The following is a 25,523-nucleotide window of genomic DNA, read 5'->3' on the forward strand; positions in this document are numbered from 1 at the left end:
GCGTCTTTATGCTTTCGGCGACGATTGGCATTTTCCCGAGCCGGTCAAACTCGTCGAGCATGATCATCACCGGCCAGGGCTCGTCATCGCCGGGTTCCTGTGCTTGCAGCGAGGCGATCAGGTCCGAGAAGAAGAGGCGGATCAGCGGGGCAAGCGGCGGATCATCTCGGATTCGACCGCAAGATAGATCGCATGTGGGCGGCGGCGGATATCCCGGAAGGAAAAGTCAGAGGTCGCGGTGGCCGCGTCGATCGCGCGGTTGTCCCAGGTGTCGAGACCCGATGTCATGAGAAGCGAGAGGTAGGAGTGAGGGTGTCGTTGTTGGTCGAGGCCATACGCTCGAAGATCAGTTTGGCCGAGGTGTTCTTCACCTCCTGCGAACGCTTCAGATATTCCTTCTGCTTGTCGCCCCCCGAGGCGGTGATGCGGTAGATCTCGCCGATGGTCGGCACGCCGCGCTCGAAAGCCAGAAGACCGGCCGCCACGAACAAGTCGATACCGCCTGCGAGAAGGCCGCTCAGCTTTTCGTTGTCGGTCTGCAGGAAGAGCTTCGCGGTGAGTTTAAGCTCCATCTGCTGCCGGTCGGGTTGGTCATGGCAGCAATGCGCGCCAGCGGATTATAGCGATGTGTTGGTCGGTCCCAGTCGGTCGGCGCGAAGCGGAAAACCTTGTCCCCCATGCTGGCGCGGAAGCGCGAGGTCTCGCGGAAGTTCTCGCCTTTCACGTCGAGCACCACGGCGGAGCCCTTGTAGGTCAGCAGGTTCGGGATCACGAACCCCACGCCCTTGCCCCGGCCCGTGGGCGCCACGATCAGCGCGTGGGGAAGGTTTTTGAGACTAGGAACGGGCGCTTGGATTTCGGGGAGCCGAGCTTGCCCAGAAGGAAGCCGCCGCCGGGCTTGGCAAAGAAACCGTTCCTCTTCATCTCGCTGCGAGTCTGCCAATGCGTCGTCCCGAAGCGGGTCAATGCATCCCCCAGAAGCGTGACGCTCAGCATCAGCGATGCCAGACCGAAGCCGCCAAGTATGAGGTTCACCCAGAGGAAGTCTTTTGGTGCGGACTGAGACAGACCCCGATATTCGCGGGCAAGCAGGGTGACGTCGAAACGCGTGGGAGAAAGCCCATAGCGGAACATGACAAAGCCGGTCGCCACGACATAGCCATGGCGAGACCGACCAGCACGAGGCTCAACACTCCTAGGGCAATCTTGCCTTTATCCATGGGTGATCCCCTTCTCACCATGTGCCGCGGCGTGGCGTGCGCGCTGCGCCTCTATCTGTTCTTCCGCCAATGCATCGAGAACGCGCTCCATGGCCGGCCATGCGCAGTGACCTCGCTGCTCTGGAGATAGGTTCTAGCGAGTTCCAGCTGGCGGAGCGGATCCTCAGTGAACTTATCGAGGACTTCTGCGTTTTCCGGCCCGCAGCGCGTCGATTGCGTCGGGCTTAGCCGTTCGTTGACCTGCCGGACGATGTCATGTCGCTCTGCCTCGGAGAGCGGGCCCTCGACGTCTGCGTTTCGCACAAAGGCCATGACGGTTGGCGCTGTCTCTTCCAGATACCGGCGCTCGGCGTAGTCTTGTCGCGCCTGGTCCTCGATCTCGAAACTGCGCTCGCTGATATAGGCACGCGACGCGCCGAGCGAACGAAGGTGGTTGATTTCGTCCTGGACGGCCTGCCCAAACTCGTCATCCGGCATCTCCGTGCGATAGCGGGCGAGGGTACGGAGCTCTTCGGTAATCGGACCGAGATGATCCGAAGGATCCCGCAAGGCGAGGTCCATGTCGCCAGCATGAAGTGTGCGGTCCTGTTCCGATACCGCATATTGCGGCGGCATTCGACTGTCAGTCATCTGTTCCCAAGCCATCGAGGCCAATTCGGCATGCTGCGGAGATCTCTGCGCATAGGCGTCGAACGCAACGCGGGCCTCCTCCACCTCCACGGCGCCCGCCCGCCGCACCGAGGGGTCGTCGGAGAACGGATGATCGAAATCCGTCCGACGGAACTGCGCCACCAGCGCCCTGAACGCCTGCCGCTCCGATGGGGCAAAGATGTCGGACCCGTCTTGCGCGAGATCACTCCTAGGTGTCGTCAACCGCTCACCAAGCGCTGCCTCAGCGTCATCCACCTCGTCGACCTCGGTTGGCGCGCGCAGGACGCGCACGTCAGTCAGAACATCGCCCAACCGAACATGCACGGCTTCCAGCCGGTCGAGCGCGTCTTCCCGGTCCGCAGATTTCTCCAGATCGAGGTCGCTTGCTTTGGCAATCCCCTGCAGATCCTGTGCCAGCCACTGGCGCTCCAATGCGGCATTGCCTGCCCCCTCCCGCAGGCGCGCGGCCACAGCCTCGGCATCGATGCCCGTGCCTTGCAACGCCTCGGCCAGCTTTGATGCCACCTCTCCATCGTCAATACGCGCGAGGTGTTCTTCACTTAAGTTCGGCCTTGCATAGATGCCGTCCCGGGATGGGGCATCGACCAGGGCGGCGGAGCGATCCCCGAGCGGGTTCAAATGCGCGACCGAGGCCAGAACGTCGGTCAGCTTGCGCTCGATCACCGGCCTCTCGGCCGCTGGCGCCCTGTCGATCGCCGCCTCGATCTGGCGAATGTTCTGAGAAAACTCGGTGATCAGCGTGTCGAACGCTGCTTCGTCTTGGGACATGTAGATGGCTCCGTCAGATTGAATCTGACCGCCACTGGCAAGGATGGTGCTGGCCCTCTCGAGCGCCTCGGACACGTCTTCGAAATTCGAACGGGACGCCTCCGCCGCGAGCCCGCGATAGATCAAAGCGTTGTGCCGGACGGTTTCCAGAGCGGCCGCCAGGTCAGCACCGGTTCTCTGGCGCTCGACTGGGGGACGACCTTCGTCGCGGGCCTTGTAGATTTCATCGATCTCGGCGCGGTAGGTCGTGACGCCGCGATCCAGACGACGCGTTGCCTCGAGCCGGATCCCGTGTCCTCTGGCCGCTTCGACCATCGCCTCGCGAAAGGCGTCGTAGTTGAAGTGATGATCCTTCCCGAGAAAGAACATTTCGCCATCCTTGCTGCGGCGGTTCAGAACGATATGCGCATGTGGATGCGCGCGATCTTGGTGTATTGCAGCAATATAGTCGAATTGCGAGCCCTCACCTTGAAAGAACTTCTCGCAGACGGCCTGGGTGATATCGCGCACCTCTTCACCACTGGTCCCAACCGGGAATGCCATCAGCAGATGCGACGTATGGCCAAGCTTGGGGCTGTAGCGCTCGTTCCACTGGTTCTCGAACCGCCGCGCCACTCGGTTGATCTCGGCTTCCGAGAGCTGCTTCTTCCCGTCATGGGTGCCGCGGCTGTCGAGGATATGGGTCGACTTCGTCGTGAGATATGTGAGCTGCGCCCGTAGCTGCGCCCCGGTGTGGCAGCCCCCTTTCGAGATAGCCTTGAAGATCGCTGGCGAATAGCCGCGCGCGGCCCGGACCATCTGCGCGCCCTTGGAAAGCCCCTGCCAGGATCCCGAAACCCGGCTCCAGCCGCGGTCGAAAAGCGCCGGATCGATGCCACGGACCCGGTCACTCCGCGCCATTCTCATCCCTCTCGGCGAGGCCCGCCAGGGCAGAGCTGATCTCAAGGTCCAGCAGGCTGCGCCGCGCACGCGACATCTCCTGGACCTGGTCGGCCAGATCGAAGACCAGACCCGCAAGGGCGCGGACGTCACGGTGACTTGAGGCCGGGTAGGACAGTCTCTCGCCCCGCACCTTGGCCTCGTTCAGACGTCGCGCGATCTGGTTCACGTTGTTGCCGACCCGGTTGAGCGCGGCGCCGAGGCTGCGCAACTCGTCACACATCTCGTCGTCGGGCAAGAAGACACCTTCGGCCGCCAGCATCAGGCGGCGCATGGCATCAGAGCGGTGCGCAATCCCGCGCCGCGACAGTGCCGCGTCGAACCGGCGCAGGTCGTCGTCCGAGACCCGGATCCCCACAACCCGCGATCGGCTGCCGTTCGCTGTCTGACGCTCATCCCGGTGGTTCACCACGTTGTAGATCGTCTTCAGGCTGACATCGTAGCGCGCGGCCAATGACGCCGCGGAGACGCCGTTCCGGCGCTCCTGGGCGATGGTCGATCGCTCGATCTCTGACAGTCTGCGGCGGCGGGACATTTTGAAGTTAACGTTCCTATTTCTTGCCAACTTCGTACAAGCCCGCCGACTCCCAACGCAAGTGGAGTCGGCCATAAGGGATTGTACTCAATGTAGAAAATCGCCCTGCAGGGGCGATTTCCCGTCCTTTGTCAAATGGATCGCGCGCCGCGCTCATTGCACCACGCGATGCGGTCTCCGCATCGCGCATCGCGTCTTTTGCGCCCCGTCTCTTGCACCCCGCAAGACGGGTTCTGCCGCGCGCTGACCGTCTCGCGTCACCCGCAGAACGCCATACGCGAGACTGCCTCCCGTCGTCTGGAGCGCGCTATCCGTCACCTGCATTCCGTCCGCAGCACATCGCCGAGCGCATCCCGACATTTGGAGGGTGTGCGGTGCCCCGCGACGAATGCTGACGGCGCCACGGCAGACGTCGCACGGTCATCGCATTACGCCACCCGCTGCATGCCAAACGCAGTTCGCATCCCGACTTCTGCTTGACCCCTCCGCCTCATGCGTTTAGCGACGCTTTTGCATTATCGTTGCGATTCACTATTTTTGCGGAGGATCAGAATGCCGAACGAAAATCTTGTGGTGATCGCAGCGATGGCCCGGAAAGGGGGCAGTGGAAAAACGACGCTTTCGCGCGCCTTGATCAGTGCCGCGATCGCCGCCGGACGCAGAGTGATGTTGATCGACACGGACAGCACGAGAGTACTCGGGGCATGGCATGCTCGGGCGGAAGCCGGTGGGCTGAGTTCGCCGCTTCTCTGCTCGGCCACCGTCGAAAGCGTGGCGGGTGTCGAGGGTCAGATCGATCAGGTCTACATGGCAGGCACGGCAGACTTCATCTTCATCGATACCGCGGGGGTCGGTGCCGAATGGTCAGACGGCATCGCGGTGCTTGCGGACCACATTGTGACGCCCGTCATGCTGTCGACATCTGATTTCGATGTCGGAGCGCAGACGGCTGATTGGTTTGAGAAACTGAAATCCCGTGTTGACGACCCCTCCAGCCTTCCGCGCCACCACGTCGTCCTGAACATGGTCGACCCGAAAACGACCCGTGCTGACGCCGCCCTGATTGAAGAAGCGCTCACCCGTTTCCCGGTGATTGAGACCGTCATGATGCGGCGGAACACTTACAAGGAGATGGACCAGAAGGGGCTTCTCCACGCCTTGGCACTGGAAAAGCAATCTGATCCAAACCCTCTGATGCGTCCACATGTACGTCATGTCGTCGAGGCGCTCGAGGAGGCGACGGACATCCTCAACAACATTCTTGCTGCGTGAGGACAGTCGATTGCGCAAGAAGATCCCGACCATCACCAGGCCCGACCCAGCCTACGCCGCCACCCTGCAACAGGGTGACCGCGAGATTCCCGGGACGGAAGATGAGGCACAGGTCACAGCAACAAAGACAGGCACCCCAGCCACTGACGTTGACGCTGATCGGCACGAGTCAGAGCTTATGCCGGGAGGTACCGTGGCGCCGCACCAAGTCACCGCGGAAAGCTCTGACCCGCATACCAGCCTGAGAGCTCCCGTATCGGCGCGCGCATTGAGCCCGACCCGGAAGATCGACATCAGGGTCAACGCACTCGAACGACAGGAAGCAGCGCTGGAGACTTGTGGTGTTGAGCCAGCACATGTGGTGCGTGCCGCCCTGCGCCGTGCAGTCAAAGGCTGGCAACTGTCGCCGGTCTTCGCCCCAGTCGCTGAGGAGCGACGCACTCGAAACACGCAGTGGCAGGCCCGGACATCTCTGGCAGTAGATGCAGCCAGCCTGGGTGTCCTCCTCCGGGACCACGACCCCCTCGACGTCTTGAGTAAATGGGCTCTGATCCGCGGTCAGGTGGAACCACGCATATGGGGCGAGATCGACAGAATCTTGGAAGAAATTGCTGTTCCCGCTGCATCGCCGCATGAGCAGCCCGGACCTTAAGGAACCTATCTGAAAGGACAACTTTCACTTCGCCGGTGGATTTTTGCCCATACGCGGCCATTCGCCTTGAAGTTGCATAATGCCGCCATTAACACCGCCGAACAGATTTTTTTATGACCTCATTGTTAAAGAGTTACGAGGTCCATTTTGGAGGAACGCATTATGAACACGAAGCCCCGCCTGACTGGCGAACCGATCATGCGCATCCTCTGCAAGACATCTGAAAATCTGGTTGGCTACCTGTACCAATGGAACAATGGTGACGTGCAGCCTGCCTGGTTCGACGGCGCCATGGCGGACGTTCGCTATGAACCATTCTTTCAAGCGCCGGAACAAAACCCCGCCGATCCGAAGGCCCCCAGACCGCGTCAGCAAGGTCTGACGCACCTTGAAAAGGCATAGCTCAAGGCCTCGCGTCGTTTTGTGGGTCACCCCATCGCGCAGGTCCTTTGAGCGATAGAGTTGACTTCTATGCCTCAGAAGTGGTCTAGATGTGAGTTATAGAAAGGATGTCTATAACTCATGGCTTGGAACTGGACGCTGCCTGATTGGCCGGATTTCCGGTATGACGCCTCCGCTCTGGAGCCGTTTGAGCAGACGTTCCTGCTGTCGTCCGGAGAAATCCTCGGCGCGGTCCATCATGTCAGCCAGCCGGAACGCGAGCAACTCCGCATCGAACTGCTCAGCGAGGAAGCGATGCAGACGAGCGCCATCGAGGGTGAAATCCTCGATCGGCTCAGTGTGCAATCTTCGCTGCGCCGCCATCTGGGCCTCGATCCGGACAGCTACCCTGCCAAACCGCGCGAACAGGGCGTCGCGGAAATGATGGTCGACGTCTATTCCAGTTTTGCAGAGCTGCTAACCCATGAGACACTGTACCGCTGGCATCGGATGCTCCTGTCCCATGACCGTCGGTTGGAAACCATTGGGGCCTACCGACAACACGCCGAGGCGATGCAAATCGTTTCCGGCCGCCTTGACCGGCCCACGATCCATTTCGAAGCGCCGCCCTCGGAGCGGGTCATGCCTGAGATGGAGCGATACGCGGATTGGTTCAACAAGACCGGTCCGGGGGGAGCAGAGCCGCTTCCAGCACTGACGCGCGCAGGGCTAAGCCACCTCTATTTCGAGAGTATCCACCCATTCGAAGACGGCAACGGCCGCTTGGGTCGCGCCCTCGCTGAAAAGTCGCTGGCGCAGAACATTGGCCAGCCCACCCTCATCTCGCTCGCCTTCACCATCGAGAAGGAGCGCAAGGGATACTACGATCAGCTTGAGCAGCATCAAAAAACGCTCGACGTGACCGATTGGCTCGTCTGGTTCGCAGAAGTTGTCTTGAAGGCCCAACAGGCAACACTCGACCGCGTAGGCTTCTTCATCAGCAAGGCACACTTCTACGATCGTCACAGAGACCACTTGAACGAACGCCAGGCCAAGGCCATCGCTCGAATGTTTCAGGAAGGCCCTGGCGGTTTCAAAGGCGGCCTCAGCGCCGACAACTATCTCAAGATCACCGGAACTTCACGCGCAACCGCAACCCGCGATCTGCAGGATCTGGTCGAGAAAGGTGCGCTCAGCCGGACCGGTGAGCGACGGCATACGAGGTACTGGTTGAACCTAGACCATATGGAGTAGCGCAAGCGACGATGACTTCATATTGGTATTTATTATCAATATGTTACCAAAATACGCATAATTCGTTTTATGTAATTTTTTTGCCCTATTGATATTTGAATCGGGCTAGCTAAGAATCTGAAAAAACCAGCGCGATAAAATAGCTCCAAGTAGCGCTTTATTGAGAATGCTTCCCCGGATTCAGCCTGATTGAGCTGCAACGAGCATGACGATACAGGACGAAGGCCGCCTGAAGGCGGCATGGAACCAGAAGACAATCCCTGTCGCGCTTCGCCGTGACGGCAAGGGCGAACGGGTCAGGGTCCGCCTTCCTTATGCGGACGACAACTATGCCTGGCTCAGGAATGGCCGGCGCATCCGGCCAAGCTGGAACTCGGCACTGGGATGCTGGGAGAGTCCCAAGGCATGGTTCAATGACCTCGTGAACCGCTGTCTTCGCCGCTGGGGCCTGATCTATGTCATCCAACCCTACCGGGAGCAGGAGATCTGCGCTCCGGCCTGCATGAACGCCATCGGCCATGAGTGCCAGTGTTCCTGTATGGGGGCCAACCACGGCCAGGGCGACGATGGCGGCTGGTTCTCGACAAGCGAGGCCTTCGCGGCCCGATGGGGCGACCGTGAACTCGCCTGTCGTCTCATGACGGTCAGCTCTGAAAAGTAGAGGCCCGGCCGATATGGCCAGGCCTGCGACAGACGTGCAGATGATGGTCATGACCAGACAGAGAGGCCCGTCGAGAACAAATCACAGCTTGGGGCGATCCTGTTCTGGAACCTCCCACGGGTCCTCCAGGGTGACGATGCCGTAGCGGACGCCATCGCGGCCGGCCTTCGGAAGAAAGGTGATCATCCCGATATCCAGGATCATCCCCTTGTCGTGCATGTGCTGCTGTCGGAAGTGACCGAAGTGCGTGAGATATCCGAGGCCCTCCAACTCGAGACACAGCGCGGAGATCGCGGCCGAATACTCAAGCCGCTGGCCGGCGCTGCTCATATCCCAGATCCCGTCCAGATCGGTCATCCAGTCCGAAATCGCGGCAGTCAGTTCGAGGGCATTGCCGGCCTCCACCGCGCCGGCGTTGAACAGGAGCCCGTGCCATTCGCGGTTACGGGAATAGAAGTCGTTGGGCTTCCTGATGGGGGACGTGGGCACGAGCACCGTCTTTTTCAGCGCGCGCTCCATTTCTTCCTGCTGGCGCTTCTCCTCCTCGGGGGTGAGCTTGGAGAAGACCGTGATGTCGAACCCGAGGCCGCGCGCGAGGCTTCGCAAGGTCTGCACCTCGGGCACGTGCCGTCCGCTTTCCACCTTCTGGATCGTGCGGACCGTCAACCCGGAGGTGTCCGCAAGGTTCTCCTGGGTTAGAGAGAACATCTTGCGGATATACTTGCACTGGTTGGCGATATACTCGGCGTCTCGTTCCATCGTTTCCATCAGATCACTCCATGTTGCTGACAGGAATAGCATGGCACGCCGGCTCTGGGGGGTCCCCGAACGCAACCCGAACGCTCGACTGCTATCCCGCCCCGGGGCCGCTGTCCTTGCACCAGTCAATCCGCCCCTGCCGGATCCAGAAGTGACACCGGCATTCGTTCGTCTGGCGGACCGACGGCGAGATGGTCGGGCGCCTCAGCCAGTCTGACATGGCCGTCCACCTGGGCCTCCGGTTCTTGCTGAGGGACAGTTTGATGGTCTCGCCGCACCCACCAGGGCAGTGGAAGCAGGCCCATTTGTCGACGCCATCGCGCACGATGGTCATCTCCCCCGGCACGATCTGATCCGGCGTCGGGTGTCTGGGTGTTACCCTGGCAAGCAGGTCACTTCGTGGAATGAGGCGGAAGAGCTCGAGGCTCTTCCGCAGAATGTCGATCATCATCCCGCTCACCCGATGCGATCCAGGAACGGATCGATGTCGCCGAGACCCCAGTATTCCTCGCTGCCGCAGACCGGGCAGTCGGACCGAGGCTGCGCCGCCTGCGAACGCTCTAAACCCTTGTCGAGCTTGCGATAGCGTTGCCATGTCCATCCACCGCCGCCGCGGAAGTCAACGAGACCGGCAAGAAGTTCGTTCACTGCCATGGTGGCGGCCTCGGAGGTGAAGGTCACGACGGCCGGCGCGGGATTACCTCCGCCGCGGACGTAGGCTTCGGTCTTCTGCCGTTCATATTCGACGGGGTCCGATCGCTGGAGGTCCTCCTCGCGAGCCCTGACGCGATCGACTGTGCCGCGGCAGCCGTGGCACGCCGACGTGGGAAACAGCACGCTGACCCGCGCGGCCATCTCGAGGAGGCCGGGCTCACCATCATCACGGGGCATGAGGACCAGCCCGACATCGATGACCGGGATCAGGTAGAAGTGCGCCACGCGGTTCAGGTAGAGGCGCCCGGCGTGATCGTCCGTGCATCCGAAGATGACGTCGCAGGATTTCAGCGCGTCACGGATATGCGGCGCATCCACCCAGCCGTTCATCGACCGGATCTCGACGTCGAGGCCCATCATCGTCACCTCGCGCGCCATGACGTCGACCTTGGGCACCGCGTTTTCAGCATCCTTTCGGGTCGCGCCATACAGGCGGTTCAGGTTGGAATGCTCGACCACGTCATCGTCGATGACCAAGATGCGCCCCACGCCGAGGCGAGCGAGGAGATGGACCACCGGGCTGCCGGTGCCGCCGCAGCCGACCACGGCAACGGAGAGCTGTTTGAGGAGTCCGTTGACCTCCGGCCCGAAGGCCAGTGCCTGCCGGGCCAAGGCTTCCGACGGGGTCGGCACGTCGGTCGACTGGATCTCGAGCCGAGTGCCGATGACGGTCACGCGGCGACAGGGCAAGGGTGTCATGTCGTCTTCCCAGACCCGTGCCCGGTAGAGGCCGTCACCGACTTGCACGACGCTCACCAAGCGTGTCCCCTCGCCGTTACGGTTCCGAGCCATGGTGAAGAGGTCGCGCTCGTTGCGATCGTCCTGGTCCGAGAAACCGTCGAAGCCTCCCGGGTGACTATGAACGATCGCCGGCACCAGGCCTTCCTCCTTGGCCCGGCGACAGAGCTGGGCGAAGGAGTTGGTATTCCAGGTGACGTGCTTGTCGCTGGCATCGACGCGGTCCTCCTGCGGGATCGCGATGACCTCGTAGGAGGTGTAACGGGTCCGCGGCTCGAGGTCCCAGGGGTCCTGCGCGATCTCGCTTTTGCCGAGCAGCATGTAGGCGGCGCCCTCGTGCCCACGGGGGTGCGCGAGCAGCGCCTGCAGCTTGTCGCGGTGACGGGCGTGGAGGGTGATGTCGCTGCGCTTCATGCCGCCACCTCCAGGGCCTCTTCGACCCGCTTCAGCATGGTCCAGATGCCGTCGGTGCCGGGACGCCACTGGTTGTTATGGCGAGACCAGCGCTGCCAGTTCTGGCCATCAAAGGCCTGGCGTGCCTGCGTGCAGCGGGGCTCACGCTGGCCGACAAGGAGCTTCAGATGCGGCACGGCGTAGAACATGTCGGGGGCGACCTCGGGATACGAGGGCGGCAGCAGGATCAGGATATCCACCTGGGCGACCTGATACTTGCCTTCCGGCAGCGTGATCCCGGTGAGGATCACGCCCTTCTTTCCGCCTTCGATGACCTCGCGAACGGTGATGCCGCGACCCTCGAGGTAGCGGCGATCCTGACGGGGGAGGAGGCTCATGCCGCACCCCCTTCCGTGGTCTGGGGCACGCCGGTGAAGAAGTGCTCCAGGCCAGCATCCGCGAGGCAGATCAGATCGGTGTCGCCGACCAGGATGTCATCCTTGCCGGGGATCACCTGCCAGACGGCGAACTTCGCGGGATCGACCCCGGCCAGCTTCTTGAGCACGCGCCCGCTGATGACCTTGTGGCCCCACTCGAGGCGTTTGCCATCGATGTCGAAGCGGAAGGATTCCGCGCTCGGGAAGACCAGGAAGCGCTCGACCTGGCCAGGGCGCAGATCCGTGGTTTCCTCGAGGCGCAGTTCTTCAAGTTCACCGTTGCGCAGCACCTGGAACACGAGGTGTTCCTCGGCCTTACGGAAGTCGGCCCCCTCGATGATCTGGCGGCCGGTGGGCGTCGGATCGTCGATGACGGCGTCGGTGAACTTCAGGTCGTGGTCGCCGACTTTGACCTTGTAGGGTCCGTGGTCGCGGGGCTTGCGGCCGGCCTTCAGGGCGGCCTGGAGATCTTCGATTTCCATCTGTTCGGTAGTCATGGCAGCAAATCCTTTTCTTGTCTGCTCGACGCCCGCAGCAGGCGCCATCAATGGTGTATGCGCGGCACAAGAGGGTTCGCGTTCTTAGCCTTGATATTTTTTTGAATTTTCTTGACTGCGATAGGTCGCTGCGTGCGCATATGTATATTAAGAGCAGCGAAGATGGCGATTGGCATGGCGAAAGACACACCCCAAGAGTTCAATACCCTCAAGGAATTCACTGACGAACTGGACCTTCTCTTCCGCGATGATGTCGCACTCAGAAAGCTCCTTCAGAAGGCGCGCAACTGGTGCATTCGGAACAACCGAGTCGGCGACGAGGAGGAGGTCCTTCAAGAGGCCGTCATGAGGGTGATGAAAAGTGAGATCACCGGGACACGCCAATGGCCCAAAGGTGTTGCGCTTATGGACTTTCTCTCCGGCGTGATGCGGAGCATTGCATCGGAGCGGCCTAAGATCGGGTTTCGCAAGAACGCCGACAAAGACATGGAGGCCGCGAAGGACATTGCCTCGTCGTGCAACCAAGAAGGGCAGCTCTTCGAGAAAGAATTTATGGCCCGCTTCATGGCGCTCTTCGAGGGTGATGACGATTCACAGCTATACCTCCTGGCTCTGGAGGAAGGGCAATCGAAGTCCGAGATCATGACGGGCCTCGACTGGAATGAAAGGGAATACAACACGGTGGTGCAGCGGGTCAAAAGGACACGCAACGCCCACCCGGAAATGAAAGAGATGCTCAATGGCGAAGGATAAGAAAACCTTTCAAGATCGCCTGGCGGAGGAAATCGACGAAGCTATCACGAACGCTTCAGACGAGGATATTCGAAAAGAGGCTGAAGAGGCCGGGGAGGACATTGCTGCTTTCGGTGATCGCATGAGAGTTTGGCTGGAGACCGCGAAAGACGAGGTCGCCGAAATGGCAATGAAGGAAGCCAAGGCCGCAGCTGAGCAAGGTCGTGCAACGCGCGACCAGAATGTCGTCTCCATGGCTCAACGCAGGCCTGCGAACAGGCCTGGCAACTTCATGCCCGATACGGTGGCCGCTCGTCATGGAAAGAAGCTGTCGGAGAGAGACAGAAAAGGGATCGAGAAGGACTTGGAAGACCTGTTCGACGATGACGCTTGGCCTGACAAAAACGGCGATGAAGAATGACTCATTCTCCGCGTCGTGCTGAGGAGATCCTCCAGGCTTTGCGCCTGAAGCGACCGGAAGACATCAACCTTGAAGCCATTGCCTGGCTTCAAGGTGCCAAGGTTGACTACCGGGAAATGGACGGATGTGAGGCTTGCATCCATGGTCGAGCTGACGTCGGCCGCGCGATAATCGCCGTGAATGACGCGCATGGAAATCTACGGCGCCAGAGGTTCTCCCTCGCACACGAACTGGGGCACTGGGAATGGCACAGGGGAGAACATCTGTTTTGTGCAAAAGAGGATATCGGGGGTAGCAAGGGGCGGGAACGAGGAATGTCCCGAGAGAAGGGCGCCAACCGGTTCGCCTCAGAGCTGTTGATGCCGGAGTTCATGCTCAAGAGCGCACTGAATGACTTCAGGAAATTCGATATGCGCACCGTCCGTCTTCTTTCGGACGCCTTTTCTGTCAGCAAGACGGCCATGGCGTATCGCTTGGTGGATCTGGATTTCGAGCCGAGCCTCCTGGCCTCTTACAGCCGCGGCGGCCTCAACTGGTTCAAGAGATCGAAGAGCGTCGGGGAGCGATGGTTCCTGCGTCGAACACTTGACCCGCAGAGCAACGCTCACGATATCCTGCACAAGGGAGCCCGGGACGACATCTCGCTGTCTCTTATGGACGCGGACACCTGGTTCGATACAGAGGGCGCCGATCGGTATGAGCTTGCTGAGCAGTCGTTCCGTGTGGGTGACGACGAGGTCATGACCTTGCTGGTCCTGAAGAGCGAATACATGATGGCGCGATAAAAATTCACAACCTCAATAGCTTCTTCACCCAGCAAGTGCTCAAGCTGACTTAAATTTACCCACGCTGTATTGACGAGATGCCTCAGACTGTCTCTCAAGCATGCGTTCGTACACCTGCCGCTCCTGCTCTAGATCACGTGCTTGGTCGGCTTGCGCTTCACGTTCACAGCCTTTCGCATATCGCTTCAAAGCAATACATCTCTTGGGAAATGACAGTGCAGCGTTTGAGTTCAAGGTCAGTGGCTGCATCGGGCCGCTTCTTTAAATTTCGCCCAATAATTTGTAGCCCCGCCGCTGCTTCGTCGCCGACAGCTTCATCAGAGCGTTGACCGCCCTGCCCTCGTCATCATGCTGTTCGATTAGCATCTGCCCTCTATACCCGATACGGCCCCATTCCCGCACAAGGCATGCGCCGCCAAACAGGTCCGGCTGAACGCTCATTCGATAGAAGCGCCGCATGTTGAGAGACGGGTCGATCCGCTTGAGATCGACCGTTGTCGGGAACACTTCCATTTGCTGCGATATGTCGAACATGTTGTTGGCGCCTCTCTCCGGACCACAATATCAAGCGCTCTTCGACGTTTCCACAATGTTCTGTGCCGGATTGAAGTCGGGGGCTCACGCCCCCTTCTCGAACTTCATGACCGGGATGCCGAGCTTCTTGGCCTTGTCGGCGAGGTTTTCCTGGATACCGGTGCCGGGGAAGACAAGGACCCCGACCGGGAGCACATCCAGCATCGCATCGTTTCGTTTGAAGGGCGCGGCCTTGGCGTGCTTGGTCCAGTCAGGCTTGAAGGCGACCTGCGTCACGCCCCGAGACTCTGCCCATTTGGCGGCGATGAGTTCTGCGCCTTTGGGGCTTCCACCGTGCAGGAGGACCATGTCTGGATACTTGGTCCGGACCTGGTCGAGCTTACCCCAGATCAGGCGGTGATCATTGAAGTCGGTCCCGCCGGTGAGGGCGACCTTGGGACCAGCGGGAAGCATTACCTCGGTCTCGGCGCGGCGCTTGGCGGCCAGGAAGTCGCGGCTGTCGATGAGCGATGCGGTCATGTGCTGGCGGTTCACCATCGAGCCGGTGCGGGGGCGCCAGGTCGATCCCGTGTGATGGACGAACTCGGTGGCGGCGTGATCGCGCATCATGTCCATGCAGTTGCGCCGTTCAACGAGAGTCAGGCCTTCGGCCGTCAGGCGCTCGAGTTCGACGGACTTCACTTCGGAGCCGTCCTGCTCGCGCTGGAGGCGGCGCTGCGCCTGCTCGTTCTCATCGAGCGTCCGCTCGATCCGGGCCGTGGCGCGGTGGAAGAGGTTGACCTGGCCCCAGAGCACCTCTTCGAGGTCGGGTTCCATACGGGTGTCTTCCAGGGTCGCGACGAGGGCGTCGAAGATGTCGGCGACGGCGACGGCGAGGCGCTGCCCATCGGGCATCGGGCGCGGATCGGGCTCGTCAAAGGGGCGATAGCCATAGAGCTGAAGCTCGTCGAGCGCATGGGCGGTCTGGGATGCGCTATGGGCGGGTTCATACGCGTCGTCGTGGGTCTGGATCGTCATCGGTTTCTTGCCTCCGGGCCTGTCTCGTCCGCGCGTCATCCCGCGCGGCCTTCATGGGCAGACCCGAGCCGTCGGAGCGGTTGCCCCTTCACCCCGGCTTCACCGGGGCCGGAACAGCGTGGAGGAGGTCGGCAGGGAAGCTATTTGTCTCGCGATGCAAAGGCGGCTTTGCCGCCGGCGGAAATAGGTTCCCTGCCGACCTTGCAGGGGCAAACGCTTTGACGGCCTGCCCATCTCTTGAAGGCCGCGCAGGGCTGACGGGTGGATGCGCAAGGACCGGGATGGGGTGAGGACGACGATCCAGTGCCACGACTGGGATGCTGCCTCCTGCCCCGCACTCCCAGCCCCCCCCTGCGCGATGCAGCTCAGCCCAATAGGCGATGCCGATCCTCTGGCCCGATCTGACCTGCCAGATGCTGGCGCAGCGCGTCCTTGCCGTTCGCCCGAAGATCATCGTTGAAATCCCCGAGCCGCGGTTCCAGCACCCGCACGCGCACCCCGACCTCGGAGGCTCTGGCGCTCAACTTCTCTGCCGCGCGATGCCCGGCCGGATCGCGATCGATCGCGATGTAGAGGCGCTTCAGCCCCGCTGGCAGCAGGACCGCCCCGAGGTGACCCGAAGAGAGTGCCGCCCAGACGGGCAGACCTGGGAACGCCTCGGACAGGGACAGCATGGTCTCGATGCCTTCGCCGATGACGAGGATGTCATCCTGCGGGGTCAGCCTGACAGCATTGCCGAGGAGGTGACCCATAGCCCGACGCTCTGGCTTCACTGCCGCCTTCCCCTGCCCGTCAGCGGCCAACCAGGTGCGATGCACGCCCTGAACGGCCCCTGCCCCATCGGTGACCGCCGCGATTATCGCAGGTCTGGGGATACTCCGGGTCTGCCCCTCTTCCCGATGCCAGCACTTCGGGTGGAAGCGTAAGGCGCCGTTCGCCCCGAATTGGGTGATGCCTCGGGAACGGAGGTAGGTCTCAGCAAGCGTGCCTGTGATCGGGTTCGAGGCCGCGAACAAACGCGCCGCCGCCGCAGGAGTGCCACCGGGCGCCTTAGCCTTCCTCGGCTCTTGCCTATCCGGGACGACCGGCTGCGGACGGCCAAGATGCGCTCGGGCCTCGGCGAGAAGGTCGGGGAAGCGCGTGATCCCCGTCCGGGCGCGGATGATGTCCAGGAGATCGCCATGCTCGCCTGTGGCCCCATCCATAAACTTGCCCGCTGCCCCTCGTCCCGACGCAGGGCCCGTCAACCGCACGAAGAGCGACCGGCCGGGGTTGTTCTGCAGATCGCCGACGATCCAGTAGGATCCTTCCCGCCGTCCGGCGGGAAGGTAGGCACGACAGACGCCTTCGGCATTTTCTGCCAGATCGCGCACGAGGTCTTCGGTCTCGGAATACATGGGTCAACAACCTCCGCGATCATGTAGCCTTGCAACAGGACAACGTGCAAGCAGACGATCCAGTATCGCGATGCCATCGGCGTCGGTCGGGCAAAACAGCCGAAGCTTCCAACTGATAATCTCCGAGAAGAAGCCATCGGCCTTGAGCCGATCCTTGGCTGCCTCCGAGAAGCCCGACAGTTCGATCCGGTTCGCGCCCATGACGCGCGAGCGGTACAATTCCATCCCTTCGGACAGGCACACCACGGTCTTGCCCTCCAGAACGAGGGCATGGATCTGAGCGGCCGAGAGCTTGGGCGCATCGGTGGCCAGCGTGGTCGCGACCCAGGCAGGCGAGACGCGGCGGCCGATGATGCGCTGCCCGTCATCGGTCTGCAGGCGATAGACCCGGGTTTCATCCTGGGGAAGCTGCTTCCAGATCGGCAGCAGCAGACCTGCCACGATGTGCAGCGTGGAGCCCGAAAACTCCGGCACCTCGGCCAGTTCCGCAGTCCACGCCGCAGTGAAGGCCGCGCGGTCGGCCTCGAGCCAGTGGGTGTCCTCCATGACCTTGGCCGGGACCGTGCTGGCATCAAGCGGGCGGATCAGGCGCAGGCGCGGCTCGATGGTCCCATCGTCCAGCATGTGACTAGTGGCGGGAACCTGCACGGCAGCCCGGCCCGAGCGGCTGTTGATGAGACACCGCGCCTTCGGGTCATCCAGCCAGTCGAACGCATCCGCGAGCGAGGTCGGCGTGTTGCGGCGTTTCTCCGCGATGGTGAGAAGCTGGGTTTCTGCGCCGGAGCCGGGATGGGCGTAGATGACACGTGCGTCGGTCACTCGAAAGCTCTCGGCACGGAGTGTCTCGAGCCCGAGATCGTAGACCCCGGCGGCGATAGCACCCGCAATTCGCTGATCGAGCAGCTCCTCGAAGGCCGCGAACAGCACGGCCTGCATGTCGATCGTCAGCGCCAGCAGGCGATTGAGGAAAGTCGTGATCGGCGGCAAGTCGTCTTTTAGCCCGTTGTCGTCGGTCAGGCTGAGACCTGTCGCGTCCTCAAACGCCCCGAGCGAGCAGCCAACGACATCGCCACGATAGATGCGGCGGTAGAGTTGGCGCAAAGCATCACGGGCGTAAGGCGACTCGAGGTTGTCCTCGGGTCGGAACAACCCTTGCCCGCCAGTCTGGCGCTGGCCGCGGGTGATCGCGCCAAGCGTGTCGAGACGACGCGCGATGGTCGAGAGGAACCGCTTTTCCGCCTTCACATCGGTGGCGACCGGCCGGAACAGCGGCGGCTGCGCCTGATTGGTGCGGTTGGTGCGCCCGAGGCCCTGGATCGCCGCATCTGCCTTCCAGCCGGGTTCCAGGAGGTAGTGGACCCGCAAGCGCTGGTTCTTCGCCCCGAGATCGGCGTGGTAGCTGCGCCCGGTGCCCCCGGCATCCGAGAAGATCAGGATAGGCTTTTCGTCATCCATGAAGGCGGCGGTTTCCGCGAGGTTGGCCGAGACCGCCCGATTTTCCACGACGAGGCGCGCAGCACTTCCTTCGCCCTTGCGCACGATACGGCGCGACCGGCCCGTGACCTCGGCGACGAGGTCGGTGCCGAAGCGCTGGACGATCTGGTCGAGTGCGCCCGGCACGGGCGGAAGCGAAGCCAGTTTCTCGATCAGCGCATCGCGCCGTCGGACGGCCTCGCGGCATTCGACCGGTTGGCCGTCTCGCGTGACGGGGCGCGACGAAAGATTACCTTCGCTGTCGGTGAAAGGCTCGTAGAGCTGCACCGGGAAGGAATGGGCAAGGTAGTCCAGGACGTATTCCCTGGGGGTGATGTCACAACGGATATCGTTCCATTCGTCAGTCGGGATATCCGTCAGGCGGCGTTCCATCAGTGCCTCGCCCGTCGAGACGATCTGGATGACCGCCGCATGACCCGCAGCCAGATCGGCATCGATGGATGCAATCAGCGTGGGGGTCTTCATCGAGGTGAGCAAATGGCCGAAGAAGCGCTGTTTGGCGCTCTCGAAGGCTGACCGCGCGGCGGATTTCGCCTGACGGTTCAACGTGCCGCTCTCGCCAGAAATGTTCGCCGCATCTAACGCCGCGATCAGGTTGTTGTGAATGATGGCGAAGGCCCCGGCATAGGCATCGTAAATGCCGCGCTGCTCGGGGCTGAGCGCATGTTCGAGCATCTCGTATTCGACACCGTCATAGGACAGCGACCGCGCCGTGTAGAGACCGAGCGCCCGGAGGTCGCGGGCAAGAACCTCCATCGCCGCGACACCGCCAGCCTCAATGGCTTCCACAAATTCCGACCGGGTCTGAAAGGGGAAATCCTCCCCGCCCCAGAGCCCGAGACGCTGCGCGTAGGCGAGGTTGTGGACCGTCGTCGCGCCCGTGGCCGAGACATAGACCACGCGGGCATTCGGAAGTTTGTGCTGCAGGCGCAGACCCGCCCTGCCCTGCTGCGATGCCATGGTATCGCCCCGCTCGCCTTTGCCCCCGGCGGCATTCGCCATAGCATGGCTTTCGTCGAAGAGGATCACCCCGTCGAAATCCGCCCCGAGCCAGTCGACGATCTGGTCGACGCGGGATTTCTTGGCCGCCCGCTCTTCGGAGCGCAGCGTCGCATAGGTGGTGAAGAGGATGCCCTCGGTCAGAGGGATGTCGCGCCCTTGTGCGAAACGCGACAGCGGCGTCACCAGAAGCCGCTCCTGGCCAAGCGCCGACCAGTCGCGCTGCGCATCCTCCAGAAGCTTGTCGCTCTTCGAGATCCAGAGCGCCTTGCGGCGGCCTTGGCACCAGTTGTCGAGCAGGATCCCAGCCGACTGGCGGCCCTTGCCCGCTCCGGTGCCATCGCCGAGGAAGAAGCCGCGGCGGAAGCGGACGGCGTCAGCGGCATCGTCCGGTGCAGCGGAGACCACGTCACCGGTCTCATCGACGGTCCAAGACCCAGTGAGATGCGCGCCATGCGCCTCCCCCGCGTAGATGACGGTCTCGAGCTGCGCGTCTGACAGCAGGCCGTCACGCAGGATGGCCGGGGGCAGCTTGGGGCGGTACGTGGGTTTCGGCGGTGCGACAGAGGCCATGGCCGCCGATTGCACAAGCTTGGTCGGGTGCGATGCGGCGTCTGGGATGTCGATAGCCTGCAAACGGAATGTCTCGTAGATCGCGTCGGACAGCCGTGCGGCATCTTCGTCCCCGGCGACGTCGCGAAGCGCGTAGTTTAGGTCTTCGACCTCGATCGGTATGTCTGATTTCGCCGGTTGAGCTGCGGAGGTCGCGCGGGATCGGCTGACGGGTTTGCGGGGGGTCGGGGCAGGACTTCCCGGGAAGAGGGAAGTGTGGCCCAGACTCACGGTAGCTGCCGGATCAAGCTCCAGGCGCGGCGGGACCTCGGCAGTGACCCGAGACATCAGATGTGCCACGTCCGGGGACGTGGGCTGGCGCAGGTCTGCGGTGGTGCCGCCCGGCTCACCGCCGCGGCATTTGTCAAAGACAGAAATCCGCGTCTCGAAGCTGGTGCCGTGCTTGGCGAAAGCTGCGCCCGACACCGCGCCGGAGAACACCAGATGCGCGGTCTCGGTCAGACGGCCGAAGGTCTCGGCCCAGGCAGGCGCATCCGGCGCGAAACCAGCTCCGGTAATGGCGACGAGCCGTCCGCCGGGGGCCAGACGCGCGAGGGCCGAGCGCAGATGCCGGGCCGTCGCCTCGGTCGACCGACCATCGACATTGGCTTGGGCCGAGAAGGGCGGGTTCATCAGGATGACGCTCGGGCGGGTCTCTTCGCCGAGATGATCATCGATCTGCGCGGCATCGAACCGGGTGACGGGGCGACCCGGGAAAAGCAGCCGAAGAAGGTCGGCGCGGGTGTCCGCCAACTCGTTCAGAGCCAGAGTGCCGCCGGCGATCTCGGCGAGGATCGCCAGAAGCCCGGTCCCGGCCGACGGCTCGAGGACGAGATCTCGGGGCGTGAGCTGTGCTGCCGCCACAGCCGTGAGCCCCATAGGCAGCGGCGTCGAGAATTGCTGAAAGCGCTCCATCTCTTCCGACCGCCGGGTGTGCGTGGGTAAGAGGCCTGCCACCTTGGCGAGGATCGGCAAGAGCGCCGCAGGCGAGCCGGCACGCGCAAGCAGCGCCCGACCGAACTTTTGCAGAAAGAGGATCTGCGCCACCTCACCCGCCTCATAGGCGAGCTTCCAGTCCCAGGCACCGGTCGCATCGGAACCGCCAAAGGCATGTTCCATCTCGCGGCGCAGGTGCAGCGCGTCGATCTGAAGTCCTTGCGCCAGATCGGGCTGCAGCGCTTCGGCAACAGCAACGATCGCAGGGGCAGGATTTGCTGCCAACGGAACAACGGGCGCAGGCAAGGACGCCTGCGCAACAGGGGCAAGATGGGTCATCGGGAAACTCCGGAATGAAGGACAGGATCAGGCCCGGACACCCTATCTCGGGCAGCCTCGGACCTGATCTTTCCCGGCCCCTCTCTCCCTCTCGCACCAAGGTGTTCCCGACGCTTGGCTTGATTTTGTTCTTGTTATGTTCTATTTTAGAACCAAGCCAGAAAGGGGGTTCCACAATGGAAAGCACCAAGCACGCCCTGCCCGTAACGCCCAAGCAGATTGCCTATGCGCGGTCGCTCGCCCTGCGCAACCGAACGCTCCTGCCCTGGGAGGTTCAGCAAGACCGGCGATCTTTGAGCGCTTGGATCGAGGCTCAGGCCCAGATGAAACCGGTATCGGACATGGACCGGCTGCCCACGTCCAAGCAGGTGGCCTTCGCTGAGAAACTCGCCCGGATCAAAAGGCGCGCCGTTCCGGACGAATGCTTCCGCGACAAGGGGCTCATGTCGAAGTGGATCGACGGGAACAAGTGACAGGAACGGGGCGCTCGTCCCCCGACGAACGGGGTCACAGGCCTGCGGTATCTTCACACGTCATAACTCTGAGCTTGGAAAAGCCATTCCTGGTGAAGGTCGACTAGAAGCAGAATAGTGGGATGACCAAGCGCCACCGCACCATATTGGGCTGAGAGTTTGCCTCGCCAAATCTTCTTGGATTTCCGTAAGTAGATGTATAAAAAGCGAAAACCCGCGAGGACCTGTAACGGCTGTCGCGGGCTTCTAAGGGTTTGAAGGCCTGACTTTGCCTTCGATTGCTCTCATATATGGGTATCTTCGCACGACTGTCAAGCGCAGTGTGAAAGTCGTGCGAACAGTCGATCGGAGCATTAAGTACTTGGTAACAAATATAATTTCTCAAGAACGCCTCACGAAGTACCTCATTGCTGCTGGTCACGATCCAGATCACGCTCTCGCCCTCTATGGCTGGAACATTCAGCTCAGTGAGGCTTTCTTCCCTGTACTGAGCGCAGCCGAGGTCAGTCTAAGGAACATAATCGTCGCTCGCCTCATCGCGCTCTATGGTCCGCAATGGTGGGATGACCCTGCCTTTCTCTTGCAGATCAAGAGCGGCGGCAAGCGCATAGTAAAAACAGCACGCGACAAGCTCGTCACAACGGGCGCGGTTACCTCAGGGCGAATGACCGCAGAGCTCAATTTTGGATTCTGGGTGAAAATGCTGCTGCCAAGGCACGAACCCGTCTTCTGGGCAAATCTGCATGGAGACTTCCCTCACCTGCCGGGGCCTGTTTCCTATGCACAACTATACAAGCGCTGTGACGATGTCCGTGAATTTCGCAACCGCGTCTTTCATCATGAACCAATTCATCATCGAAATATCACCGCTGAGTATAGTCAGATCATGGAACTGATTAAATGGTTGAGCCCAGATAAGGCCATCTGGATCAAACAATATTCCCGGGTCATGACGGTCGTGCGGCAGAAGCCGTGAGCATTGCCGACTGACAACACCTAGCCCCCGCTTGTCTGCGTGGAACGAGATCAGCTCACCCAAACCGCCGCCCTCCTTCCGTGAACGTATACTCGTTGACGATGATCCCCTCCTCGATGGCCTCATCCGAAGTGAGGTGGTCGTATTCGGCCTCAAGCCGGCGGTAGAGCCAGCGGGCCAGATCACGCAGCGCCTCGGTCACGACTTCTTCCGCGTCCTCAGTCGGCGGCTGCCAGGTCGCGCTGTCCCGCGTGACGTCGATTGACATGGTACATTCATGGTAATAGCGGCCACGGTGGCTGGCCTCCGCGGCGAGCTGGTAGAAATTCCGCCGCTGGATGGCCTGCAGCCGGTCGGCGATGCCATGCAACGTCGTGTCCGTGGGTACGTAGTCCCGGATGCGCGCGGCCGCGCCCTTGGCGTGGGACCAGTAGCCCTCGAAGCAGGCCCCGTCGCCCTGGCTCCAGAAGCCGGAGAACCAGATGCAAGGCTTGGCCCGCGTCCCGCCACCCATCAGGCGGATGGGTGTGGTTTTCAGGCGGATGCCGAGGATCTCGCAGACCCGCTCAAAATCCTCATAGACCGCGTCCCACCAATCGTCATGGGGGCCAAGCTCGCGATACCAGCTGCGCGCCTTCTCCTTGGCGGCATCCGAGAGTTCGGGGAACTGGTAGACGGTGGTGCAGATCACCTCAGGCATCGATGCCCTCCCCGTTCAATGCTGCGGCCAGCCATTCTTGCGTGCTGGACCAGCCGATGGATTTGCGCGTGCTGAGATCGATGGCATGCGCGCCGCCACCAAAGGCGTCGAGTCGTGGCCGAGAGCAGGTCAGGGCATGCTGGAACCCCCAAAGCCCGGTGAGATCGAGGTCGTCCGCAAGGCGGAGCACGAAGCGGATGACGGCTTCGACATCGCCGTCGTCGTCATCATGGATCCAGAGGGTGCTGCCCTCGGGCGCGTCCTGATGCACGAGGGTGAAACCCGCCACCTCCGGATCGTCGGCGTCCTGATCCGCTGCGCGCAGTTTCTGGAACAGCGCGAGTGCACGAGCAGCCTTGTCGGGGGTGCCGACGTCGAGCAGGCATGAGAAATGGGTGAAGTAATCCGCCATGGGGACCTCCTGAATGAGGAAAACCCGGCCGGGCGGCCGGGCGTTGTGTTGGAATGAAGGGGTGGTTGGGGGCGATCAGCCGGTAGGACTGTCGCCTGCCGCCTGTCGCGCGGCATGCGCGCAGAGCATCTGCCTATAGAAGCGCTTGCGCGCCGTCCGGAAGGTGCGAAGGGCGCGCGTGTCGGGATGCAGCGCCCTGACCGCCGCCCGCAGGACGGCGTAGGGCGAAGCCGTTTCGGACAGGCCGAGGCGCTGATAGGCTGGATCGCTCATCTCAGGTGACCTCGACCACGGGCGAGGCGAGATGCGGATCAACCAGGGCCTCGATCCGCTCGGCCCGGCCCATCCAGGGTTCGGGCCGGATCGCCTTTACCCAGTCGGCGAAGCTCGGGATGAAGCCGAGGTCTTCCTTCACATGCTGTTCCCCGACCCAGCGGGTCGGGATGATGCGCCCGGTCGAGAGCGTGAGAGTCTGCCCGAAAATCGTCTCGGCCATGAAGATCCCCTCCGCATGGTGGCGCAGCGCCCGGTGCCGAAAGTCGGCTGTGATCTCCTTGCTCTGGTCGAACCAGGAATGCACGGCGATGAAGTCGTCGACCGTGCCGCCCCATTTCTTCACCGAGGAGAGGGCGTGGTGATAGGGATGTGCCATACCCGCCCCCTCAGAAATCATGGGTGGTGAGTTCGGACGAGGTGAACCGTTCGTTGAACTCGAGATGGATGCAGCGGGCAGCGGCGTCGAAGCAGAACTCGCCCCAGGCGCCGTCATTGTTCTCCCAACCGCCATGGGTGTCGGAGAGGAAGTCGTAGGCGAGTTGTTCGACAACATCCTCGAGCGACAGGCTGCGCATCTCGACCTCGGGGTCGTCCCAGGTCAGCGCGGCGTATTCGATTTCGGTGGCGGGGAAATCGACGGCGGTATCACCGGACCATGCGCCGATGCTTTCGATCTGGCCGCTGTCGCCGGCACCATCGAACGTCACGGTGACATGGGTGATGCCGGCTGCCATGAGGCCGTCGAAGAGGCGGTCCTTGTTGCCAGGGCGCAGTGCTTCGATGCGAGCCGTGCGTTCGGCATGCGCCGCGATGATCTGCGCCATGTCGACGGTCGGGGGCACCATAGGCGGCGTGAGGGAGGGTTCGGTCAGGGTCATCGGGTGTCTCCGGTCAAGGGAAGGGATCGGAGCTGTCCCGGGCGTTCTCTCTCACCCGGAACAACTCCAATTCCTCCCTGCCCTCCTCTGTCTCTCGGGCCTCACGCCGCGACCTGCAGCGCCCGGGCGGCGAAACCGCGCCAGAGCGGATCGACCAGCCGCGCATCCAGAAGATCGGCGCGGTGGCGCAGCCGCTGCGCCAGATCGGGCTCACCCCAGGTGGCCGCTCGGCCCGCCTGTGCGCGCAGCTGGCTCGCCTCGGTCACCACGCCCCGCGCCTCGGCCGCGCTCGTCACCGGGTGGCACCAGGCGACCGCGTAATCACTGGCGGCCCCGGCCAGCACAAGGCGGGCGTCGCGGTCGAGGATTGCCAGAAGCTGGGGTGCGGCACCCGGGTCGATCCCCTCGGCATGATCGATCGCGCCCTGCATGGCCTCGGCCAGCGAAGCGAAACGGGCGAGGACCAGCGGGGCGGCCCGGCCCGACATGAGGTCAGCCGGTGCGCGGCGCGACAGTGTCAGGGCGAAGGGATGATCGGGATCGGTGTCGCCCAAGGGAAAATGTGGCGGGATGCCCCGCGCGAAGGCGGTCGGGTGGATGGGCAAGTACAGGTCGAACATGGGAGTATCTCCGACGGCGCGGGAAGCCTC

At 62.3% G+C, this 25,523-nt stretch carries 27 protein-coding genes and 1 pseudogene; 10 read left to right on the forward strand and 18 right to left on the reverse strand.

Translation table 11 applies throughout. The features are described 5' to 3' along the window. The 3 genes and pseudogenes from DA792_RS02550 to mobC all read right to left on the reverse strand — a co-directional run. Positions 1 to 1,220 (reverse strand): annotated as a pseudogene (locus DA792_RS02550) (type IV secretory system conjugative DNA transfer family protein); the annotation flags it as partial. Positions 1,221 to 1,271: 51 nt separating this feature from the next. Continuing rightward, positions 1,272 to 3,560: a relaxase/mobilization nuclease domain-containing protein gene (locus DA792_RS02555; protein WP_254679239.1), complete on the reverse strand. Its 2,289-nt coding sequence runs from the start codon at positions 3,558 to 3,560 to the stop codon at positions 1,272 to 1,274. Beyond that, positions 3,547 to 4,134 (reverse strand): plasmid mobilization relaxosome protein MobC, encoded by a 588-nt coding sequence (gene mobC / locus DA792_RS02560; protein WP_074646435.1) that lies wholly within the window; start codon positions 4,132 to 4,134, stop codon positions 3,547 to 3,549. The genes DA792_RS02555 and mobC overlap by 14 nt, the downstream gene beginning before the upstream one ends. Positions 4,135 to 4,686: 552 nt before the next feature. On the opposite strand from mobC, the gene DA792_RS02565 reads away from it, so the two are divergent. From DA792_RS02565 to DA792_RS02585, 5 genes are all read left to right on the forward strand, one after another. Continuing rightward, a complete protein-coding gene (locus DA792_RS02565) occupies positions 4,687 to 5,406 on the forward strand; it encodes a ParA family protein (protein ID WP_038073754.1) in 720 nt (239 codons plus the stop codon). A gap of 10 nt (positions 5,407 to 5,416) precedes the next feature. Continuing rightward, positions 5,417 to 6,058: a hypothetical protein gene (locus tag DA792_RS02570; RefSeq protein WP_074646434.1), complete on the forward strand. Its 642-nt coding sequence runs from the start codon at positions 5,417 to 5,419 to the stop codon at positions 6,056 to 6,058. A 162-nt stretch (positions 6,059 to 6,220) separates the two neighbouring features. Continuing rightward, the gene (locus DA792_RS02575; protein WP_074646433.1) at positions 6,221 to 6,460 is read left to right on the forward strand and encodes a hypothetical protein; all 240 of its coding nucleotides are present in this window, start codon (positions 6,221 to 6,223) and stop codon (positions 6,458 to 6,460) included. 120 nt (positions 6,461 to 6,580) lie between these two features. Next, the gene (locus DA792_RS02580) at positions 6,581 to 7,693 is read left to right on the forward strand and encodes a Fic family protein (protein ID WP_074646432.1); all 1,113 of its coding nucleotides are present in this window, start codon (positions 6,581 to 6,583) and stop codon (positions 7,691 to 7,693) included. A gap of 205 nt (positions 7,694 to 7,898) precedes the next feature. Then, a complete protein-coding gene (locus DA792_RS02585; RefSeq protein ID WP_009574178.1) occupies positions 7,899 to 8,354 on the forward strand; it encodes a hypothetical protein in 456 nt (151 codons plus the stop codon). A gap of 81 nt (positions 8,355 to 8,435) precedes the next feature. Here the strand turns inward: DA792_RS02585 and DA792_RS02590 are convergent, their stop codons facing one another. The 5 genes from DA792_RS02590 to DA792_RS02610 all read right to left on the reverse strand — a co-directional run bounded on the left by DA792_RS02590 (position 8,436) and on the right by DA792_RS02610 (position 11,892). Then, positions 8,436 to 9,122, reverse strand: a complete 687-nt coding sequence (locus DA792_RS02590) for a helix-turn-helix domain-containing protein (protein WP_074646431.1) — start codon at positions 9,120 to 9,122, stop codon at positions 8,436 to 8,438. 82 nt (positions 9,123 to 9,204) lie between these two features. Next, the gene (locus DA792_RS22670) at positions 9,205 to 9,564 is read right to left on the reverse strand and encodes a DUF6527 family protein (protein ID WP_274843028.1); all 360 of its coding nucleotides are present in this window, start codon (positions 9,562 to 9,564) and stop codon (positions 9,205 to 9,207) included. Between the two features lie 5 nt (positions 9,565 to 9,569). After that, positions 9,570 to 10,979, reverse strand: a complete 1,410-nt coding sequence (locus tag DA792_RS02600) for a ThiF family adenylyltransferase (RefSeq protein ID WP_074646430.1) — start codon at positions 10,977 to 10,979, stop codon at positions 9,570 to 9,572. Beyond that, positions 10,976 to 11,356 (reverse strand): E2/UBC family protein, encoded by a 381-nt coding sequence (locus DA792_RS02605; RefSeq protein WP_074646429.1) that lies wholly within the window; start codon positions 11,354 to 11,356, stop codon positions 10,976 to 10,978. The genes DA792_RS02600 and DA792_RS02605 overlap by 4 nt, the downstream gene beginning before the upstream one ends. Beyond that, positions 11,353 to 11,892: a multiubiquitin domain-containing protein gene (locus DA792_RS02610; RefSeq protein ID WP_051130673.1), complete on the reverse strand. Its 540-nt coding sequence runs from the start codon at positions 11,890 to 11,892 to the stop codon at positions 11,353 to 11,355. The genes DA792_RS02605 and DA792_RS02610 overlap by 4 nt, the downstream gene beginning before the upstream one ends. Positions 11,893 to 12,066: 174 nt before the next feature. Here DA792_RS02610 and DA792_RS02615 point away from each other — a divergent pair, with 174 nt between their 5' ends. The 3 genes from DA792_RS02615 to DA792_RS02625 are packed head-to-tail and all read left to right on the forward strand — an operon-like array spanning position 12,067 to position 13,830. After that, positions 12,067 to 12,645 carry a hypothetical protein gene (locus DA792_RS02615; RefSeq protein WP_157789848.1) on the forward strand — a complete coding sequence of 193 codons (579 nt, stop codon included), beginning with the start codon at positions 12,067 to 12,069 and terminating at the stop codon, positions 12,643 to 12,645. After that, on the forward strand, positions 12,632 to 13,045 hold the full coding sequence (locus tag DA792_RS02620; protein WP_107718005.1) for a hypothetical protein: 414 nt from the start codon (positions 12,632 to 12,634) through the stop codon (positions 13,043 to 13,045). Before DA792_RS02615 ends, DA792_RS02620 begins: the two co-directional genes overlap by 14 nt. Further along, positions 13,042 to 13,830, forward strand: coding sequence for an ImmA/IrrE family metallo-endopeptidase (locus DA792_RS02625; RefSeq protein WP_105236779.1), 789 nt, complete (start codon positions 13,042 to 13,044; stop codon positions 13,828 to 13,830). The genes DA792_RS02620 and DA792_RS02625 overlap by 4 nt, the downstream gene beginning before the upstream one ends. A 261-nt stretch (positions 13,831 to 14,091) precedes the next feature. Here the strand turns inward: DA792_RS02625 and DA792_RS02635 are convergent, their stop codons facing one another. The 4 genes from DA792_RS02635 to DA792_RS02650 all read right to left on the reverse strand — a co-directional run bounded on the left by DA792_RS02635 (position 14,092) and on the right by DA792_RS02650 (position 21,158). After that, positions 14,092 to 14,364 (reverse strand): WGR domain-containing protein, encoded by a 273-nt coding sequence (locus DA792_RS02635; RefSeq protein WP_009574187.1) that lies wholly within the window; start codon positions 14,362 to 14,364, stop codon positions 14,092 to 14,094. 84 nt (positions 14,365 to 14,448) lie between these two features. Next, positions 14,449 to 15,381, reverse strand: a complete 933-nt coding sequence (locus DA792_RS02640; RefSeq protein ID WP_105236778.1) for a DUF2493 domain-containing protein — start codon at positions 15,379 to 15,381, stop codon at positions 14,449 to 14,451. Positions 15,382 to 15,746: 365 nt separating this feature from the next. After that, positions 15,747 to 16,778 (reverse strand): DUF7146 domain-containing protein, encoded by a 1,032-nt coding sequence (locus DA792_RS02645; protein WP_105236777.1) that lies wholly within the window; start codon positions 16,776 to 16,778, stop codon positions 15,747 to 15,749. Positions 16,779 to 16,781: 3 nt separating this feature from the next. Beyond that, positions 16,782 to 21,158: a strawberry notch family protein gene (locus tag DA792_RS02650; RefSeq protein ID WP_074646425.1), complete on the reverse strand. Its 4,377-nt coding sequence runs from the start codon at positions 21,156 to 21,158 to the stop codon at positions 16,782 to 16,784. A 176-nt stretch (positions 21,159 to 21,334) separates the two neighbouring features. On the opposite strand from DA792_RS02650, the gene DA792_RS02655 reads away from it, so the two are divergent. After that, on the forward strand, positions 21,335 to 21,631 hold the full coding sequence (locus tag DA792_RS02655; RefSeq protein WP_074646424.1) for a hypothetical protein: 297 nt from the start codon (positions 21,335 to 21,337) through the stop codon (positions 21,629 to 21,631). A gap of 361 nt (positions 21,632 to 21,992) precedes the next feature. Next, entirely contained in the window at positions 21,993 to 22,607 is a 615-nt protein-coding gene (locus DA792_RS02660) for an Abi family protein (RefSeq protein WP_245708041.1), read from the forward strand. A 55-nt stretch (positions 22,608 to 22,662) separates the two neighbouring features. On the opposite strand, the gene DA792_RS02665 is transcribed toward DA792_RS02660, so the two are convergent. The 6 genes from DA792_RS02665 to DA792_RS02690 all read right to left on the reverse strand — a co-directional run bounded on the left by DA792_RS02665 (position 22,663) and on the right by DA792_RS02690 (position 25,493). Next, positions 22,663 to 23,307 (reverse strand): antitoxin of toxin-antitoxin stability system, encoded by a 645-nt coding sequence (locus DA792_RS02665; RefSeq protein WP_074646422.1) that lies wholly within the window; start codon positions 23,305 to 23,307, stop codon positions 22,663 to 22,665. Further along, complete coding sequence (locus DA792_RS02670) at positions 23,300 to 23,719, reverse strand: hypothetical protein (RefSeq protein ID WP_074646421.1); 420 nt, start codon at positions 23,717 to 23,719, stop codon at positions 23,300 to 23,302. The genes DA792_RS02665 and DA792_RS02670 overlap by 8 nt, the downstream gene beginning before the upstream one ends. A 75-nt stretch (positions 23,720 to 23,794) precedes the next feature. Further along, positions 23,795 to 23,992 (reverse strand): hypothetical protein, encoded by a 198-nt coding sequence (locus DA792_RS02675; RefSeq protein WP_074646420.1) that lies wholly within the window; start codon positions 23,990 to 23,992, stop codon positions 23,795 to 23,797. Between the two features lies 1 nt (position 23,993). Next, on the reverse strand, positions 23,994 to 24,371 hold the full coding sequence (locus tag DA792_RS02680; protein ID WP_074646419.1) for a DUF6915 family protein: 378 nt from the start codon (positions 24,369 to 24,371) through the stop codon (positions 23,994 to 23,996). Between the two features lie 10 nt (positions 24,372 to 24,381). After that, positions 24,382 to 24,873: a DUF6878 family protein gene (locus DA792_RS02685; RefSeq protein WP_074646418.1), complete on the reverse strand. Its 492-nt coding sequence runs from the start codon at positions 24,871 to 24,873 to the stop codon at positions 24,382 to 24,384. Between the two features lie 101 nt (positions 24,874 to 24,974). Continuing rightward, on the reverse strand, positions 24,975 to 25,493 hold the full coding sequence (locus tag DA792_RS02690) for a DNA repair protein RadC (protein WP_074646417.1): 519 nt from the start codon (positions 25,491 to 25,493) through the stop codon (positions 24,975 to 24,977). Positions 25,494 to 25,523 lie beyond the last annotated feature (30 nt).

The organism is Celeribacter baekdonensis (assembly GCF_003047105.1).
In the GTDB taxonomy this organism is placed as follows: domain Bacteria; phylum Pseudomonadota; class Alphaproteobacteria; order Rhodobacterales; family Rhodobacteraceae; genus Celeribacter; species Celeribacter baekdonensis_B.